The organism is uncultured Sphingomonas sp. (assembly GCF_937859915.1).
Taxonomy (GTDB): domain Bacteria; phylum Pseudomonadota; class Alphaproteobacteria; order Sphingomonadales; family Sphingomonadaceae; genus Solisphingomonas.
Genome location: NZ_CALMAW010000036.1, coordinates 1 through 14,812, shown reverse-complemented (window position 1 = coordinate 14,812; position 14,812 = coordinate 1). Strand labels below are relative to the sequence as shown.

Below are 14,812 nucleotides of genomic sequence, written 5' to 3'. Positions count from 1 at the left end.
AAGTCGGGGATGACGAACAAGAAGGAAGCAAGTGATGTTCGACCTTACAGGCATGACCGCGTTGGTTACGGGGGCTTCTGGTGGGCTGGGCTCGGCAACCGCCATGGCGCTGGCTGCACAGGGTGCGCGCGTCGCGCTCTCCGGCACGCGCGAGCCGGTGCTCGCGGAGGTGGCGTCGGGCTTGCCCAATGATCCCGTGACGCTGACCTGCAACCTGTCCGACGCCGCCGAGGTCGACGGGCTCGTGCCGCGCGCGGTCGAGGCACTGGGCGGGCGGCTCGATATCCTCGTTAACAATGCCGGAATCACCCGCGACAATCTAATTATGCGGATGAAGGACGAGGAATGGGCGCAGGTGCTCTCGGTCAATCTCGAGGCGGCGTTCCGACTGATCCGCGCGGCGGCGCGACCGATGATGAAGCAGCGCTTCGGGCGGATCGTGTCGATCACCTCGGTGGTCGGCGTCACCGGCAATCCGGGACAGGCCAATTATGCCGCGTCCAAGGCCGGGCTGATCGGCATGTCGAAGAGCCTCGCGCAGGAGCTCGCCAGCCGCAGCATCACCGTCAACTGCGTCGCGCCGGGGTTCATTCGCTCGGCGATGACCGATGCGCTCAGCGACGCGCAGAAGGCGGCGATCCTCACCAAAATCCCCGCCGGCGATCTCGGGGCCCGCGCCGACATCGGCGCCGCGGTCGCATATCTCGCTAGCCGCGAGGCCGGCTACGTCACCGGCCAGACGTTGCACGTCAACGGCGGCATGGCGATGATCTGAGATGATAATGGCGTGCGCGGCGGCGCGGCGGCCTCTTGCCAGCCTCCGCCGCCGCGTCTAGGCAAGCCCGCAACAAAACCCCTTATGAAACGGGAAGGCAGCACATGAGCGAGACCGCCGAGCGCGTGAAGAAGATCGTCGTCGAGCATCTCGGCGTCGAGGCCGACAAGGTCACCGAGGACGCGAGCTTCATCGACGATCTCGGCGCCGACAGCCTCGACATCGTCGAGCTGGTGATGGCGTTCGAGGAAGAGTTCGGTGTCGAGATCCCCGACGACGCCGCCGAGAAGATCACGACCGTCAAGGACGCGATCAGCTACATCGACAGCCACAAGAGCTGAGCCCACGCCGTTCGCCCCTGCGCTCGCCGAAGGGGTTGCCCTTCTCGCCGGGCGACAAGGGCGGAACGGGGCTTCGACAGGCTCAGCCCGACCGGGCTGGGCCTGTTTTGTTTTTGGGAGAGGAATATGCGCCGCGTCGTCGTCACTGGTCTGGGTCTCGTCACGCCGCTTGGCGGCGATGTCGAGACGAGCTGGGCCAATCTGCTCGCCGGCAAGTCCGGTGCGGCCAAGATCACGCATTTCGATGCGAGTGACCAGAAGTGCCACATCGCCTGCGAGGTGAAGGGTCCGGACCATGAATATGGCTTCGATCCCGCCAAGCGCGTCGATCACAAGGTCCAGCGCCAGGTCGATCCCTTCATCGTCTTCGGCATCGACGCTGCAGGCCAGGCGCTCGAAGATGCCGGGCTGACCGAGATGACGCTCGAAGAATCGTGGCGCGCGGGCGTGTCGATCGGATCGGGCATTGGCGGCCTGCCGGGAATCGAGCGCGAATCGATCGTGCTCCACGACAAGGGCCCTGGTCGCGTCTCACCGCATTTCGTCCACGGCCGCCTGATCAACCTGATTTCGGGTCAGGTTTCGATCAAATATGGCCTGCGAGGCCCCAATCATGCGGTCGTCACCGCCTGCTCGACCGGCGCGCATGCGATCGGCGACGCCGCGCGGATGATCGCGATGGACGATGCCGACGTCATGCTCGCGGGCGGCGCGGAAGCCACGATCTGTCCGCTCGGCGTCGCCGGCTTCGCGCAGGCGCGCGCGCTGTCGACCGGGTTCAACGATACGCCTGAAAAGGCCAGCCGCCCCTATGACAAGGATCGCGACGGCTTCGTGATGGGCGAGGGTGCGGGCGTGATCGTGCTCGAGGAATATGAGCACGCCAAGGCGCGCGGCGCAAAGATCTATGCCGAAGTGATCGGCTACGGCCTGTCGGGCGACGCCTATCATGTCACCGCGCCGCATCCCGAGGGCGACGGCGCATTCCGCTCGATGCAGATGGCGATGAAGAAGTCGGGGCTCAAGCCCGAGGATATCGACTATATCAACGCGCACGGCACCTCGACCCCGCTCGGCGACGAGCTCGAACTCGGTGCGGTCCGCAAGCTGTTCGGCGACGCGCTCGACACCGTGTCGATGTCGTCGACCAAGTCGGCGATCGGGCATCTGCTCGGCGGCGCGGGTGCGGTCGAATCGATCTTCTGCATCCTCGCGATCCGCGATCAGATCGTCCCGCCGACGCTCAACCTCGACAATCCGAGCGATAGCTGCCTTGGTGTCGACCTCGTTCCGCACGTCGCCAAGAAGCGCAAGGTGACCGCGGTGCTCAACAATTCGTTCGGGTTCGGTGGCACCAACGCCAGCCTGGTGATGCGCGCGATCTGATATTCTTCTGTTCCCCGGCGAGGGCCGGGGGCCAGTCGTAAGCGTTGAGCCTGGACCCCGGCCTTCGCCGGGGAACGACGGAGTGGGACACCCGCGATGAAGCGTCTGCTGATCCTCCTCCTCGCGCTCGCGGCGCTGGCGATCGGCGTGCCGATGTTCATGTGGCGCGGCCCGGGGCCGCTCGCGCAGCCGACGACGGTGCGGATTCCCGAAGGCGCCACGATCGGCTCCGCCTCGCATATCCTGGCGCAAGCGCACGCGATCCGCAGCGCGACCTGGTTCCGGGGGCTCGCCGGCCGGCTGGGATCGCATGATCCGATCCGCGCGGGCGAGTTCGCGGTCCCTGCGCACGCCAGCGCCGCCGCGATCCTCGATACGCTCCAGCATGGCCGCCCAACGCTGCGGCTGGTGACGATCCCCGAGGGCATGCCGTCAGCGATCGTCCACGATCGGCTGATCGCGACCACCGCGCTCTCCGGTACGGTCGCGGTGCCGCCGGAAGGATCGGTGCTGCCGGATTCCTATGCCTATCTGCCCGGCGAGACGCGGCTGGCGCTCGTCCAGCGGATGCAGAAGGCGATGGACCGCGCGCTCGCCGCCGAATGGGTGGCGCGGGGCACCGGGCTCGCGGTGTCGACCCCGAAACAGGCGTTGATCCTCGCCTCGATCGTCGAGAAGGAAACCGGGATTGCGTCCGAGCGCACGATGGTGGCGGGCGTCTACGGCAATCGCGTCAAGCTCGGCATGCCGCTCCAGGCCGATCCGACCGTGATCTATCCAATCACCAAGGGGCGTCCGCTCGGCCGCCGCATCCTCGAGTCCGAGCTGCACGCCAGGAACGGCTACAATACCTATGCCGAGGTCGGGCTGCCGCTTGGCCCGATCTGCAATCCGGGGCGCGCCTCGATCCATGCGGTGCTGCATCCGGCGATGACCAAGGCGCTCTACTTCGTCGCCAACGGCCAGGGCGGTCATGTTTTCGCCGATACGCTCGCCGAGCATAATGCCAATGTGCAAAAATGGTTCGCGATCCGGCGGGCGAGGGGCGAGATGTAGGGGCACTCTCCTTCTCCCCAGAAGGGGGGTGAGGGGGAGCAACGAAGCCGGCGCGTGGTCGGCGTGTGGCATTATCCGACGTCGGAGACGCTCACCCAACCGTCTCCCAGAAGGAGAGGGCTTGGCGCGCCCTCACCGATAGTTGAAGCTGATGCTGATCCGTTCGCTCTTGGCACGACCCGCGGGCACTTCGTGCCGCAGCCAGCTCTCCCACAGGAAGACGCTGCCGACCTTGGGCGTCGCATAGACGAAGCTGCGCGCATCCTCCGGGGCGTCGTCGCGGCGCAGCGGAGCGGCCATCATCATCGGCAGCCGCGGATCCTCGAGCTTGAGGCCCGCCGCCCCCTCGGGCACGCGGACATAGACCGTGCCCGACACGGCGCTGTGCGGATGAATATGCCCCGAATGGCCGCCGGCATTGCCCTTGAGAACATTGACCCACAGGCTGTCGAGCTTGAGCCGGCGCCCGCCGAGATCGAGAAACGCCTCGTCGGCGAAGCGGCGCACATGCTTGTCGAGCACGCGGCGCAGATCGTCGAACACCGGGCTGCGCACCGGCAGATCGTTCAGCGATGCATAGGAGGTATAGCCCGGATAGGCGTGCGCCTTGCACCAGCCGCGTCCCGCGCGATCCTGTGCAGCGAGGTCGAGTGCAGCGGCGTCGAGTTCGGCGATCAGCGCGTCGTCCGCGATCACGCCGTCGTAGAAGCGCGTCGCGAATAGCGTGCGTGTGGTCAAAGCTGCAGCCCGCGTGTCTCGTCCAGCCCCGCCATCAGGTTGAGGTTCTGCACCGCCGCCCCGCTCGCGCCCTTGCCAAGATTGTCGAGCGTCGCAGCGAGCCGGAGATGGCCAGTCCGCGCGTTGGCGAAGACATAGAGGTTAAGCCGATCGGTGCCGGCGACGTCCTCGATCGTCAGCGCGGTGCGCGCGGCGCTGTCGGCGAGCGAGGCGACCGTCACCAGCGCGGATCCGGCATAGGCGTCGGCAAGCACGGCATGGACCTGGTCTACCGAGGTGCTCGCGGTGAGCTGCGACATATGCAGCGGCACCTCGACGAGCATGCCGCGATAGCTGTTCGCGACCGCCGGCGCGAAGATCGGCGGAATCGATAGGCCGGCGTGGCGCTGCATCTCGGGCACATGCTTGTGCTCGAGCGACAGGCCGTAGCTGCGGAAGGCGGTCGGGGCCGGACCCCGTTCGAATTCCGCGACCATCGCCTTGCCGCCGCCCGAATAGCCCGAGGTCGCGTTGGTGGCGAGCGGCGTAGCGGCGGGCAGCAGCCCCGCGCGCACCAGCGGACGGACCAGCGCCAGGAAACCGGTGGGGTAGCAGCCCGGATTGGTGACGAAGCGCGCGCCTGTGATCGCGTCCCGGCGACCGGGCTCGAGTTCGGCGAACCCATAGGTCCAGGCGGGATCGGTACGGTGCGCGGTCGACGCATCGATAAAACGGATCGCGAGGTCGCCGGCGAGCGCGACCGCCTCGCGTGCGGCGTCGTCGGGCAGGCACAGGATCGCGATGTCCGACGCGGCCAACGCCTCGGCCCGCGCGCTGGCGTCCTTGCGATGCTCGTCGGCGAGCAGGTGCAACGTCACATCGTCGCGCCCCGTTAGCCGCTCGACGATCTCGATCCCGGTGGTGCCGGCGCCGCCGTCGACGAACACGCGCACCGTCATAGCATTCTCCTGGTCGCGGTGATGCCGCCGTCCTTGGGTTGGCGCGCCAACACGTCAGCGAGAGGCTCGGTGACAACGCGCATCCAATGCGCATTGGCGTGGAGCAGCGCGGTATCGCTCGCCATGATGCCGACATGGCCGGGCAAAAAGACGAGATCGCCACGCTGGCGCGGTGCGCCGTCGTCGAGTGCGCTGCCGAGTGCCGCCTGCTGGTCGCTGTCGCGCGGCGCCGAGATCCCGGCAAAGCCGAGCGCGAGCTGGACCAGCCCCGAACAATCGATGCCGTCGCCCGATCGTCCGCCCCAGCGATAGGGCGTGCCGGTCAGTTGCGCCGCGACGGCGACGAAATCCTCGGCCGGTATGTCGATGGGCGCGACATGGCGGACATGCACGAAGCCGCCCTCCGCGATGGCGACGAACGCGCCGTCCTCGTGGGCGGCCATCCGGGCGCCCATCGGCAGCCGCCCGAGCAGCGGCGCCTTGATGTCCGGCGCGGCGAAGATCAGGGCGGCGGGTGTCGCGACGACATGGCTCGCGCCGCAGGTCTCGCCGAGCGCGGACAGTTCGACATAGCCGACATAGCCGTCGTGTCGAGTATAGCCCCAGGCCCAGTCGCCGCTGGCGTCGACCACCGCGAAACACTCGCCGCGCAGAACTTCGGAAACGGCAACCGCGTCGCGCGAGGGGGCCGCCCGCAACGGTGCCGTTGCGGTCAGGCAGCCGTGGTCCAGCGGGCAGGCATAATGGGGGGCGAACACGCGATCAGCGAGCGCCACGTCCGCCACGTCGCCGCGGATCGCGTGGATGCGACGGTCGAGGTTCGCGGACGGCCCCGCCAGACTGAATCGGTCAGGCGAGCGCCGGCTGGCCGAGTGCGGGAGCGCGACGGCGTTCCTTGCCGGCGATGAGGCCCTTGAAGCCTTCAAGAAATTCCGCTCCCCGGCTGGTGCGCGTAACGAAGATGTTGCGACGATCGCGTTCGTCGCGTTCGCGCCGCAGATAGCCGAGCCGACCCAAAGTGTTCAAGGCGCGCGTGACCACGGGTTTCGATACCCCCAGCACCGCCGCGAGCCCGCGTACCGTGTGCGGTCCGGTGGTCCGGTAAACGACGAGCAGCAGCGCCATCTGCCGGTTGGTGAGATCGGCCTCGCCCGAGCGCACATAGGCGACCAGCGTATCCATCCATTGACTGAGCATATCGGTTTTCACGCGCTCGATGTCCCATGATCCAAGCGGCGGTAGCCGCTCGACTTACAGGGAAAAACACGCGAGCAGGCCGATCGTTTCCATTCCGTAAAAAACAGCGTGCGATCAATGGCGTCATGCAGCCAGGTAGCGCGCGCTGAGCATCGCCCACGCGGCGCGCAGCCCGAGCGCCTCGCCGCCCTTGGGCCGGCCGGGCTTGGCCGACGGCATCCAGGCGAAGGTGTCGAGATGCGCCCAAGGCTGGTCGGCAGGCACGAATTTTTCGAGGAACAGCGCGGCGGTAATCGTACCGGCAAAGCCACCGTCGGGCGCGTTGTTGAGATCGGCGACGTCGGACTTCATCATCTCGCGATAGGGCGCCCACAAGGGCAGCCGCCACAGCGGATCGGCAACCGCCTCGCCGGCGGCGAGCAGCGCATCGGCGAGCGAGTCATCATTGGCGAGCAGCGCCGGCAGGTCGGGGCCGAGCGCGACGCGTGCCGCGCCGGTCAACGTCGCGAAGTCGAGAATGAGTTCGGGCTTCACGCCGGCCTCGCCCTCGGCCGCCTTGGTCAGTGCGTCGCCCAGAATGAGGCGGCCTTCGGCGTCGGTATTGGTGATCTCGACGCTCAGGCCCTTGCGCGACGCCAGAATGTCGCCGGGCCGCATTGCGTCGCCCGCGATCGCATTCTCGACCGCGGGGATCAGCAGGTGCAGCCGCACCGGCAGCCGCCGGCGCATGATCAGGTCGGCGAGCGCCAGCGCGTGCGCGGCGCCGCCCATGTCCTTCTTCATCATCCGCATGCCCGACGACGGCTTGATGTCGAGCCCGCCGGTATCGAAGCAGACGCCCTTGCCGACGATCGCGATGCGCGGATGCGCGAGGTCGCCCCAGTCGAGCTCGATCAGGCGCGGCGCACGCGCGGCAACGGCGGCGCGCCCGACCGCGGCGATCATCGGATAGTCGCTCTCCAGCGTCGCCCCGCGAATGGTGCGGGTGCTGGCGCCATGCGCGTTGGCGAGGTCCTCGACCGCACCCTGCAGCTCCGCGGGCCCCATGTCATTGGCAGGCGTGTCGACCAGGTCACGGACCATTGCGACCGCGGCGGCCAGCGCGACCGTCTCGTCGATCCGCGCGGGGTCGCCGGTGAGCAGCACGCGCTGGGGTACCGGCTCGCCTTGCTTGTAGCGATCGAACCGGTGGTGCGCGAGCAGCCAGCCGAGCGCGGCGGCGCCGGGCGTCGGGTCGGAGAGGCGATAGTGGCCCTCGGGCAGCTTGGCGACGGCGGGCGCCAGATCCCACGGCCCGGGGGTGTCGGGCATGCCGAGCGCTGCGGACCATTCGTCGGCCTTGTTGCCGGGGATCAGTGCGAAGGTGCCGGGTTTGGCGGTGAAGCGCGCCGCCGCCGCCGCGGCGCGGACACGCTCGGTCTGTGCGGTCAGCCACGCATCGAAGCCGTCGGCGCGGACGAGGTGGACGACATGGCCGGGCTGGCCGCGATCGGGGATAAGAAGCGAGGAGAAATCGGTCATAGGCTATCGTTAACGCGCGAAGCGGGCGGCGTCATCCATCCTCCCCAACGCAGATGGGGAGGCGGACCGCTCGCGCAGCGAGGGGTGGAGGGGCGGCCGCTCCAAGCGCAGCGCGTGGACGCTTCCCCTCCACCACCGGCTGCGCCGGCGGTCCCCCTCCCCATGCTTCGCATGGGGAGGATCAGGAGATTACACCGCCACCCCGAACAGATCGTGCTCGTCGGCGTCCTCGATCAGCACGCGAACGATGTCGCCCTGCGCGAGATGCCCCGCGTCGCGGAGATGCACTTCGCCATCGATCTCGGGTGCATCGGCCTTGGAGCGGCCGGTGGCGCCGTCCCCATCGGCCGCGTCGATCAGCACGTCGAGCGTGCGGCCGATCTTGGCCTGCAGCTTGGCTGCCGAGATTGCGGCGGTCTTCTCCATGATCCGGGCGTAGCGCTCTTCCTTGACCGCCTCGGGCACTTGGTCGGGCAGGACATTGGCCGCGGCGCCTTCGACGGGCTCGAAGCGGAACGCGCCGACGCGGTCGAGCTGCGCTTCGTCGAGCCAGTCTAGCAGATACTGGAAATCCGCTTCCGTCTCGCCGGGGAAGCCGACAACGAAGGTCGAGCGGATCGTGATGTCGGGCGCGATCGCACGCCAGCTGCGCAGCCGTTCGAGCACCTTGGCGTCGTTGGCCGGGCGCTTCATGCGCTTGAGCACCGCGGGCGCGGCATGCTGGAAGGGAATGTCGAGATAGGGGAGGATCAGCCCCTCGGCCATCAGCGGAATGACCTGGTCGACATGCGGATAGGGGTAGACATAGTGCAGCCGCACCCAGGCGCCGAGCTTGCCGAGTTCGCGCGACAGGTCGGTCATGTGCGCGCGCACCTCGCCGCCGCCCTTGAGCGGCCAGCTGGCATGGCGCAGGTCGAGCCCGTAGGCCGAGGTGTCCTGGCTGATCACCAGCAGTTCCCGCGTGCCGGCGGCGACCAGACGCTCGGCCTCGCGCAGGATCGCGTCGGGGCGTCGGCTGACCAGATCGCCGCGCAGTGAGGGAATGATGCAGAAGGCGCAGCGATGGTTGCAGCCCTCCGAAATCTTGAGATAGGAGTAGTGGCGCGGGGTCAGCTTGAGGTCGCGCTCGGGCACGAGATTGAGAAACGCGCTCGGCGGCATCGGCGCCGCTTCGTGGACTGCGCCGACGACCTGTTCATATTCATGCGCGCCGGTGACCGCGAGCACATTGGGGAAGCGCGCGCGGATCGTCTCGGCTTCCTTGCCCATGCAGCCGGTAACGATGACCCGGCCATTCTCGGCGATCGCCTCGCCGATCGCCTCGAGGCTCTCTTCCTTGGCGGAATCGAGAAAGCCGCAGGTGTTGACCAGCACGATGTCGGCGCCGGCATAGTCGGGCGACATGGCATAGCCGTCGGCGCGCAGCTTGGTCAGAATCCGCTCGCTGTCGACGAGGTTCTTCGGACAGCCGAGCGAGACCATGCCGACTTTCGGCGGGGAGGGGAGGATGGTTGCCATGGGAGGGCGCGCACATAGGGCAGCGCCGCCGATTTTGCTAGGGTCGCGCGTCTAGCGCTCAGGCGAGCGCCGCGAGCGTGGTGCGGTTGCGGCCGCCGAGCTTCGAACGGTACAGCGCCCGGTCCGCCTCGTCGAAGGCCTCCGCCATCGCGGTCTCCGCATTGCCGGTGCCGATCAGTACCGAGGCGACGCCGAAACTGATCGTCACCGGCACCGGGGCGCCGTCCTCGGCGAAACCGGCTGCGACCTCGATCCGGATCCGCTCCATCGCCTGTGCGGCCTGCTCGGCGGTCGAATTGACCAGCAGCAGCGCGAACTCCTCGCCGCCGACGCGCCCGACCAGATCCTCGACCCGCAGGCCGCTCGAAAGCCGCGTACAGATATAGTGGAGCGTGCGATCGCCCATGGTGTGGCCGAACCGGTCGTTGATCGCCTTGAAATGGTCGATGTCCGCGATCGCGACGGCAATCGCCTGGCGCTGGCGCCGGCCATTGGCGACCGCGCGCAGCGCCGCCTCGTGGAACCCGCGGCGGTTGAGGATGCCGGTCAGCGGATCGTGCGAGGCCTGCGCCCGCAACCGGACCGCCAGATCCGACGCGAGCAGCAGCACGCCGGCAATGCCGTTTGCGACGAAAACCGGCACCAGACCGATCAAATAGATGTTGGTATAGGCCGCACGCAGCCCGGCATTCTCGGGATGAAGGCAACTTGCCAGCCGGACGGCGATGAACGCGATCTCGTACAGCGAGAAGGCCGCGAGCGTGCCGATCAGCGCCCATTCGGCGGCATCGGGGCGGCGTCCGCGCGGGCGGATCGCGGCAATCACGATCTGCAGCATGACCAGCGTGAACAGGCTCGAGGCGAGCGACGTGAAGGGCAGCGCCGCCGGGATCAGCCGGACCAGCAGCGTCGCGCCGAACATCACGCCGATCATCGCCGCAAACCGTCGTCGCCAGTCGGGCAGGCCCGCACGCTGGCGCGCTCCGACGGCAAGCAAGGCCGCAGCGATCAGGATCGCGAGCAGCGCCAGCGACCACAGCACCGACCGCCCCGGCTCGGCGACCGACGATATCGTCGCCATCAGCACCAGTTCAAGTCCGTAGAGCGCATAGGCGATCGACCAGCTCAGCGCGTGGCGGGGCCGCCCGAAGCTCGCCCAGGCGATCGCCATCGCACCCGCCATGATCAGGGTGACGATCAGCATCGTCGCGTAAGTGAACGCGGCCATCGTCATCCGGATTAGCGCTGCGACGTCGGCAGATAGCGCAACGGATCGACCGGGGTGCGTTTGTTGCGGATCTCGAAATGAAGCTGCGGGCGGTTGACCGAGCCGGTGGCGCCGGCATGGCCGATCACCTCGCCGCGCTTGACGCTCTGACCGCGCGTGACGAGCAGCTGTTCGGCGTGGCCATAGGCGGTGATCCAGCCGTCGCCATGCTTGATCAGGATGAGTCCGCCATAGACCGCGATCGCCGAGCCTGCATAGGCGACGACGCCATCGGCGGCGGCATGGATGTCTTCGCCGCGATCGGCCGCGATGTTGATTCCGTCGTTGCGACGGCCGTCGCCGGCAGGGCCGAACCTGCCGATGATCTCGCCGGTCAGCGGCCACTGGAACCGCCCGGTGAACGCGGCGGGGGTGGCCACCGCGACGTCGGCGTGGAGGGGCTTCCTCGGCGTCGCGGTCGCGGCCTTGGGCGCCTCATGCGCGGGAATGGCGGGCTCGGAGCCGGTTGCAAGGTCGTCGATGTCGAGGCTGAACGCCTGCGCACGCTGCTCGGGCGTCATCCGGGCGGTCTCGGCCGCGCTCGGCAGCAACAGCCGCTCGCCATTGCGAAGAATGTAGGGCGGCTGGAGATCGTTGAGGTCCGCCACGGTCGACCAGCCGATGCCATAAGCACGCGCGATCGCGACGCCGGTCTGGCCCTGGCGGACGAGATGATAGCGGCCGCCCGGGATCTTGAGCCGCTGGCCGGTGCGTACCGCGAAGGGCGCGGTCAGCGCGTTGGCGCGCGCGATCGCCTCCGAGCCGGCACCGGTGCGGTTGCCGATCGCGCGCAGCGTATCGCCGGGCTTCACGACGTATGTCGTATCGACGATCGTCTGCGCGTCGGGCAGGACCTTCTCGGCGACCCAGGCGGGCGTCGGCTGACCGACGGAACCGGGCAGCGTGGCGGTCCGAACGCCCGGCTCGCGTACGTCACGGTCGTACCGCGGCTGTCCGTGCGATGGCGCAGGGCGTTGGGTGTCGGTGGGAGTGGCGAGACGACCATAGTCTTCGGGCGGCGCATGGTGCGGAATGCAGCCGCTCGTCGCCGCCAGCGCTACCGCCGCGACCACACGTCCCCGCCACCGATGAACGCCACGCGACGTCATCCATAACCCCCGCTATTTCCCCGTGAACGGCCTTACGCTGACGGATGGCCCGCGATCAATAGCGGTCGGCGAGTGACGTCATGACATCGCGGCAGGTTAGATCGAGATGCAACGGAGTCACCGCGACATAGCCGTCGGCGACCGCCTCTAAATCGGTGTCGTGCCCGCTGGTCTGGACGACGCCGTGGAAGGACAGCCAGTAATAGGGGAAGCCGCGCGGATCGCGCTTCTTGACCATGCTCGCGCGTCCATAGTCGCGCACGCCCTGGGCGACGACGCGGATACCCTTGACCGCGTCGGCGGGCACAGCCGGGAAGTTGATGTTGACCAGCGTGCCGGGCGCAAACGGCATGTCGAGCAGCGGCCGGATCGCGCGTTCACCCCACGCTTCGGCGGTGGCGAACGGCACCGCGTCGCCCGCGCCCTCGCGCGCATAGACCTGGCTTAGCGCAATCGAGCGGACGCCCGCGAGCGCACCCTCCATCGCGGCGGCGACGGTTCCCGAATAGGTCACGTCCTCGCCAAGATTGGCGCCTCGATTGACGCCGGAGAGGATGAGGTCGGGCGGGCCGTCGAGCACCTCGAGAAGGCCCATCATCACCGAATCGGTCGGCGTACCGCTGACCGAGAAGCGCCTATCGTCATGGCGGCGCAGGCGTAGCGGGCGGGTGAGGGTGAGCGAATGACCGGCGCCGGACTGCTCCTCCGACGGCGCGACCACCCAGACGTCATCGCTGAACTGCTGCGCGATCGCTTCGGCGACCTTGAGGCCGGTGGCGTGGATGCCGTCGTCATTGGTGACAAGGATGCGCATATTGTCCCTTTTGTTCGTTCCGAGCGAGCCCGCGGCGTGTATCCGCGCGCCCCGCTCGACCGCCATGCCTCGACATCGCCCGGTGCGAACGGGGATATCAGGGTCAGGCAGGCTCGATGAGCGTGATCCCGCCCATGTACGGCAGCAGCACATCCGGCACGCGTACCGCGCCCTCGGCGGTCTGGTAATTCTCGATCACCGCCACGAGCGTGCGACCGACCGCGAGGCCCGAGCCGTTGAGCGTGTGGACGAAGCGCGTCGCTGCCTTCTTGCCTGCGGCATCCGCCGTTGCGGGGCGGAAGCGCGTGTTCATCCGGCGCGCCTGAAAATCGGTGCAGGTCGAGCAGGACGAGATCTCGCGATAGCGCTGCTGACCGGGAAGCCAGACTTCGAGATCGAACGTGCGGGCGGCGGAAAAGCCCATGTCGCCGGTGCACAGCAGCATCCGACGATAAGGAAGGCCGAGCGCCTCGAGCACGCTTTCGGCGGCCAGCGTCATTCGCTCATGCTCGGCGTCGGAGTGTTCCGGGGCGACGATCGAAACCAGCTCGACCTTCTCGAATTGATGCTGGCGGATCATCCCGCGCGTGTCGCGGCCGGCGGCGCCGGCTTCGGCACGGAAGCAGTCGGTGAGCGCGGTGAAGCGCAGCGGCAGCGTCTGCTCGGGCAGGATTTGCTCGCGGACATAGTTGGTAAGGCTGACCTCGGCGGTCGGGATCAGCCAGCGTCCGTCGCCGGTCTGGAACAGGTCGTCGGCGAATTTGGGAAGCTGGCCGGTGCCGAACAGCGCCTCGGTGCGCACCAGCAGCGGCGGTGCCACTTCGGTATAGCCATGCTGCTGGGTCTGGTGATCCAGCATATACTGGCCAAGCGCGCGATTGAGGCGGGCGATCGGCCCCTTGAGATAGACGAAGCGCGCGCCCGAGACGGTGGCGGCGGCGTCGAAATCCATGCCGAGCGCGCGTCCGATATCGTCATGCTCCCTGGCAGCGAAGCCGAGATCGGTCGCCTCGCCCCAATGTTTGACGATGACGTTGCCGTCCTCGTCGGCGCCTTCGGGGACGTCGGCGGCGGCGCGGTTGGGCAGCCCCGCCAGCAGCGCCTCGACCTGCGCCCCGAGATCGGCGTCGCGCGCTTCCTCGGCGGCGATGATGTCCTTGAGGTCGGCAACGCGCGCCTGCAGCGCCTCGCCGCCCGCCCGGTCGCCTTTGGAGAACGCCTGGCCTATCTGCTTGGAGAGCGTGTTGCGCTCGGCCTGCGCGTTTTCGGCGGCGAGTGCGGCGGCGCGGCGCTGCCCGTCGAGATCGGCAAAAGCGGCCGCATCGAAGGCGGTGCCGCGGCGTTGCAGGGCGGTGGCGAAGGCGGCGGGATCGTCGCGGAGCAGGCGGATGTCGTGCATGTTCGTGGCTATGGCGGGCACGTGGCGGCTTCGCAACCCTGGCCGGACGGCGGCGTTGGTCTGCCATTCAACCGGCGACAGGAGAAGCCGATGCGTATTCCCACCGACAGCCTGGTGCTCGTCACCGATGGCCGCAAGCGGCTGTTCTTCCGCAACCAGGGCGGCGCCGACACGCTCAACCTCGTCGTCGTCGGCGCTGCCGAGGACGCCAATCCGGAAACCCGCCGCCACGTTACCGATTCGCAGGGCCGCGCCTCGTCGCCCGTATCGGGTGGCGGCGCGCTGCCCTCAGCCGACGCGCATGAGGTCGAGGCGAGCCGGTTCGCCGCGGAGACCGCGGACGAGCTGCGCCGCGGCGCACTGGCGAACGAATATCAGGACCTGATCCTCGTCGCGCCACCGCAGACCTTGGGTCAGCTGCGCAAGTCGCTGCACCCCGAGGTCGAGAAGCGGATGCGGCGCGAGATCGCCAAGGATGTGACCGGCCACCCGGTGCCCGAGATCGAGAAGATGCTGACCGGGCTCGAGTGACGCCGAGGCGCGCGGACCGGAAACGAAACCGTTTCGGGCGCGATCCGTTGGTTCGGTCGCGGCGCGTCGTCGACGATGCCGCCCGAGATACAGGAAGAAGGGTTCGATTATGACCATGATCCGCAAGAGGCTTCTGCTGGGCGGCGCTCTGCTGCTGCTGCCGGCCGCCGCGCTGGCGCAGGCGCCGACGACGCCGGCCGCGACGCCGAGCCAGGCCGCGAC

At 68.2% G+C, this 14,812-nt stretch carries 15 protein-coding genes; 5 read left to right on the top strand and 10 right to left on the bottom strand.

Annotated features, from left to right (window positions below):
* Positions 1-34 precede the first annotated feature (34 nt).
* The 4 genes from fabG (at position 35) to mltG (ending at position 3,558) form a co-directional block, all read left to right on the top strand.
* On the top strand, positions 35-775 hold the full coding sequence (gene fabG, locus Q0326_RS05495; protein WP_298687961.1) for a 3-oxoacyl-[acyl-carrier-protein] reductase: 741 nt from the start codon (positions 35-37) through the stop codon (positions 773-775).
* A gap of 104 nt (positions 776-879) precedes the next feature.
* A complete protein-coding gene (locus tag Q0326_RS05490) occupies positions 880-1,116 on the top strand; it encodes an acyl carrier protein (protein ID WP_298687959.1) in 237 nt (78 codons plus the stop codon).
* A gap of 126 nt (positions 1,117-1,242) precedes the next feature.
* A complete protein-coding gene (fabF, locus tag Q0326_RS05485) occupies positions 1,243-2,502 on the top strand; it encodes a beta-ketoacyl-ACP synthase II (RefSeq protein WP_298687957.1) in 1,260 nt (419 codons plus the stop codon).
* 96 nt (positions 2,503-2,598) lie between these two features.
* A complete protein-coding gene (mltG, locus tag Q0326_RS05480; protein WP_298687956.1) occupies positions 2,599-3,558 on the top strand; it encodes an endolytic transglycosylase MltG in 960 nt (319 codons plus the stop codon).
* Between the two features lie 132 nt (positions 3,559-3,690).
* Here the strand turns inward: mltG and Q0326_RS05475 are convergent, their stop codons facing one another.
* The 10 genes from Q0326_RS05475 to serS all read right to left on the bottom strand — a co-directional run bounded on the left by Q0326_RS05475 (position 3,691) and on the right by serS (position 14,059).
* On the bottom strand, positions 3,691-4,296 hold the full coding sequence (locus Q0326_RS05475) for a TIGR02466 family protein (protein ID WP_298687954.1): 606 nt from the start codon (positions 4,294-4,296) through the stop codon (positions 3,691-3,693).
* Positions 4,293-5,234 (bottom strand): N-acetyl-gamma-glutamyl-phosphate reductase, encoded by a 942-nt coding sequence (argC, locus tag Q0326_RS05470; RefSeq protein ID WP_298687952.1) that lies wholly within the window; start codon positions 5,232-5,234, stop codon positions 4,293-4,295. The genes Q0326_RS05475 and argC overlap by 4 nt, the downstream gene beginning before the upstream one ends.
* Entirely contained in the window at positions 5,231-6,031 is an 801-nt protein-coding gene (locus tag Q0326_RS05465; RefSeq protein WP_298688043.1) for an NlpC/P60 family protein, read from the bottom strand. Before Q0326_RS05465 ends, argC begins: the two co-directional genes overlap by 4 nt.
* Positions 6,032-6,083: 52 nt before the next feature.
* The gene (locus tag Q0326_RS05460; protein WP_298687949.1) at positions 6,084-6,416 is read right to left on the bottom strand and encodes a MarR family winged helix-turn-helix transcriptional regulator; all 333 of its coding nucleotides are present in this window, start codon (positions 6,414-6,416) and stop codon (positions 6,084-6,086) included.
* A gap of 138 nt (positions 6,417-6,554) precedes the next feature.
* Complete coding sequence (locus Q0326_RS05455; protein WP_298687947.1) at positions 6,555-7,952, bottom strand: leucyl aminopeptidase family protein; 1,398 nt, start codon at positions 7,950-7,952, stop codon at positions 6,555-6,557.
* 189 nt (positions 7,953-8,141) lie between these two features.
* Complete coding sequence (rimO, locus tag Q0326_RS05450) at positions 8,142-9,470, bottom strand: 30S ribosomal protein S12 methylthiotransferase RimO (protein WP_298687945.1); 1,329 nt, start codon at positions 9,468-9,470, stop codon at positions 8,142-8,144.
* A 58-nt stretch (positions 9,471-9,528) separates the two neighbouring features.
* Positions 9,529-10,698 (bottom strand): GGDEF domain-containing protein, encoded by a 1,170-nt coding sequence (locus tag Q0326_RS05445; RefSeq protein WP_298687943.1) that lies wholly within the window; start codon positions 10,696-10,698, stop codon positions 9,529-9,531.
* Between the two features lie 11 nt (positions 10,699-10,709).
* The gene (locus tag Q0326_RS05440) at positions 10,710-11,810 is read right to left on the bottom strand and encodes a LysM peptidoglycan-binding domain-containing M23 family metallopeptidase (RefSeq protein WP_298687940.1); all 1,101 of its coding nucleotides are present in this window, start codon (positions 11,808-11,810) and stop codon (positions 10,710-10,712) included.
* A gap of 91 nt (positions 11,811-11,901) precedes the next feature.
* Positions 11,902-12,660, bottom strand: coding sequence for a 5'/3'-nucleotidase SurE (gene surE / locus Q0326_RS05435; protein ID WP_298687938.1), 759 nt, complete (start codon positions 12,658-12,660; stop codon positions 11,902-11,904).
* 103 nt (positions 12,661-12,763) lie between these two features.
* The gene (gene serS / locus Q0326_RS05430; RefSeq protein WP_298687936.1) at positions 12,764-14,059 is read right to left on the bottom strand and encodes a serine--tRNA ligase; all 1,296 of its coding nucleotides are present in this window, start codon (positions 14,057-14,059) and stop codon (positions 12,764-12,766) included.
* A 90-nt stretch (positions 14,060-14,149) separates the two neighbouring features.
* On the opposite strand from serS, the gene Q0326_RS05425 reads away from it, so the two are divergent.
* A complete protein-coding gene (locus tag Q0326_RS05425; RefSeq protein WP_298687934.1) occupies positions 14,150-14,590 on the top strand; it encodes a host attachment family protein in 441 nt (146 codons plus the stop codon).
* The last annotated feature ends 222 nt before the right edge of the window (positions 14,591-14,812 follow it).

Excerpts from the sequence above, each read along its gene's own strand:
- serS (WP_298687936.1), bottom strand. The coding sequence starts at position 14,059 with ATGCACGACATCCGCCTGCTCCGCGACGATCCCGCCGCCTTCGCCACC.
- surE (WP_298687938.1), bottom strand. The coding sequence starts at position 12,660 with ATGCGCATCCTTGTCACCAATGACGACGGCATCCACGCCACCGGCCTC.
- Q0326_RS05425 (WP_298687934.1), top strand. The coding sequence starts at position 14,150 with ATGCGTATTCCCACCGACAGCCTGGTGCTCGTCACCGATGGCCGCAAG.
- Q0326_RS05460 (WP_298687949.1), bottom strand. The coding sequence starts at position 6,416 with ATGGATACGCTGGTCGCCTATGTGCGCTCGGGCGAGGCCGATCTCACC.
- rimO (WP_298687945.1), bottom strand. The coding sequence starts at position 9,470 with ATGGCAACCATCCTCCCCTCCCCGCCGAAAGTCGGCATGGTCTCGCTC.
- fabF (WP_298687957.1), top strand. The coding sequence starts at position 1,243 with ATGCGCCGCGTCGTCGTCACTGGTCTGGGTCTCGTCACGCCGCTTGGC.
- Q0326_RS05445 (WP_298687943.1), bottom strand. The coding sequence starts at position 10,698 with ATGGCCGCGTTCACTTACGCGACGATGCTGATCGTCACCCTGATCATG.
- Q0326_RS05490 (WP_298687959.1), top strand. The coding sequence starts at position 880 with ATGAGCGAGACCGCCGAGCGCGTGAAGAAGATCGTCGTCGAGCATCTC.
- argC (WP_298687952.1), bottom strand. The coding sequence starts at position 5,234 with ATGACGGTGCGCGTGTTCGTCGACGGCGGCGCCGGCACCACCGGGATC.
- Q0326_RS05455 (WP_298687947.1), bottom strand. The coding sequence starts at position 7,952 with ATGACCGATTTCTCCTCGCTTCTTATCCCCGATCGCGGCCAGCCCGGC.
- fabG (WP_298687961.1), top strand. The coding sequence starts at position 35 with ATGTTCGACCTTACAGGCATGACCGCGTTGGTTACGGGGGCTTCTGGT.
- mltG (WP_298687956.1), top strand. The coding sequence starts at position 2,599 with ATGAAGCGTCTGCTGATCCTCCTCCTCGCGCTCGCGGCGCTGGCGATC.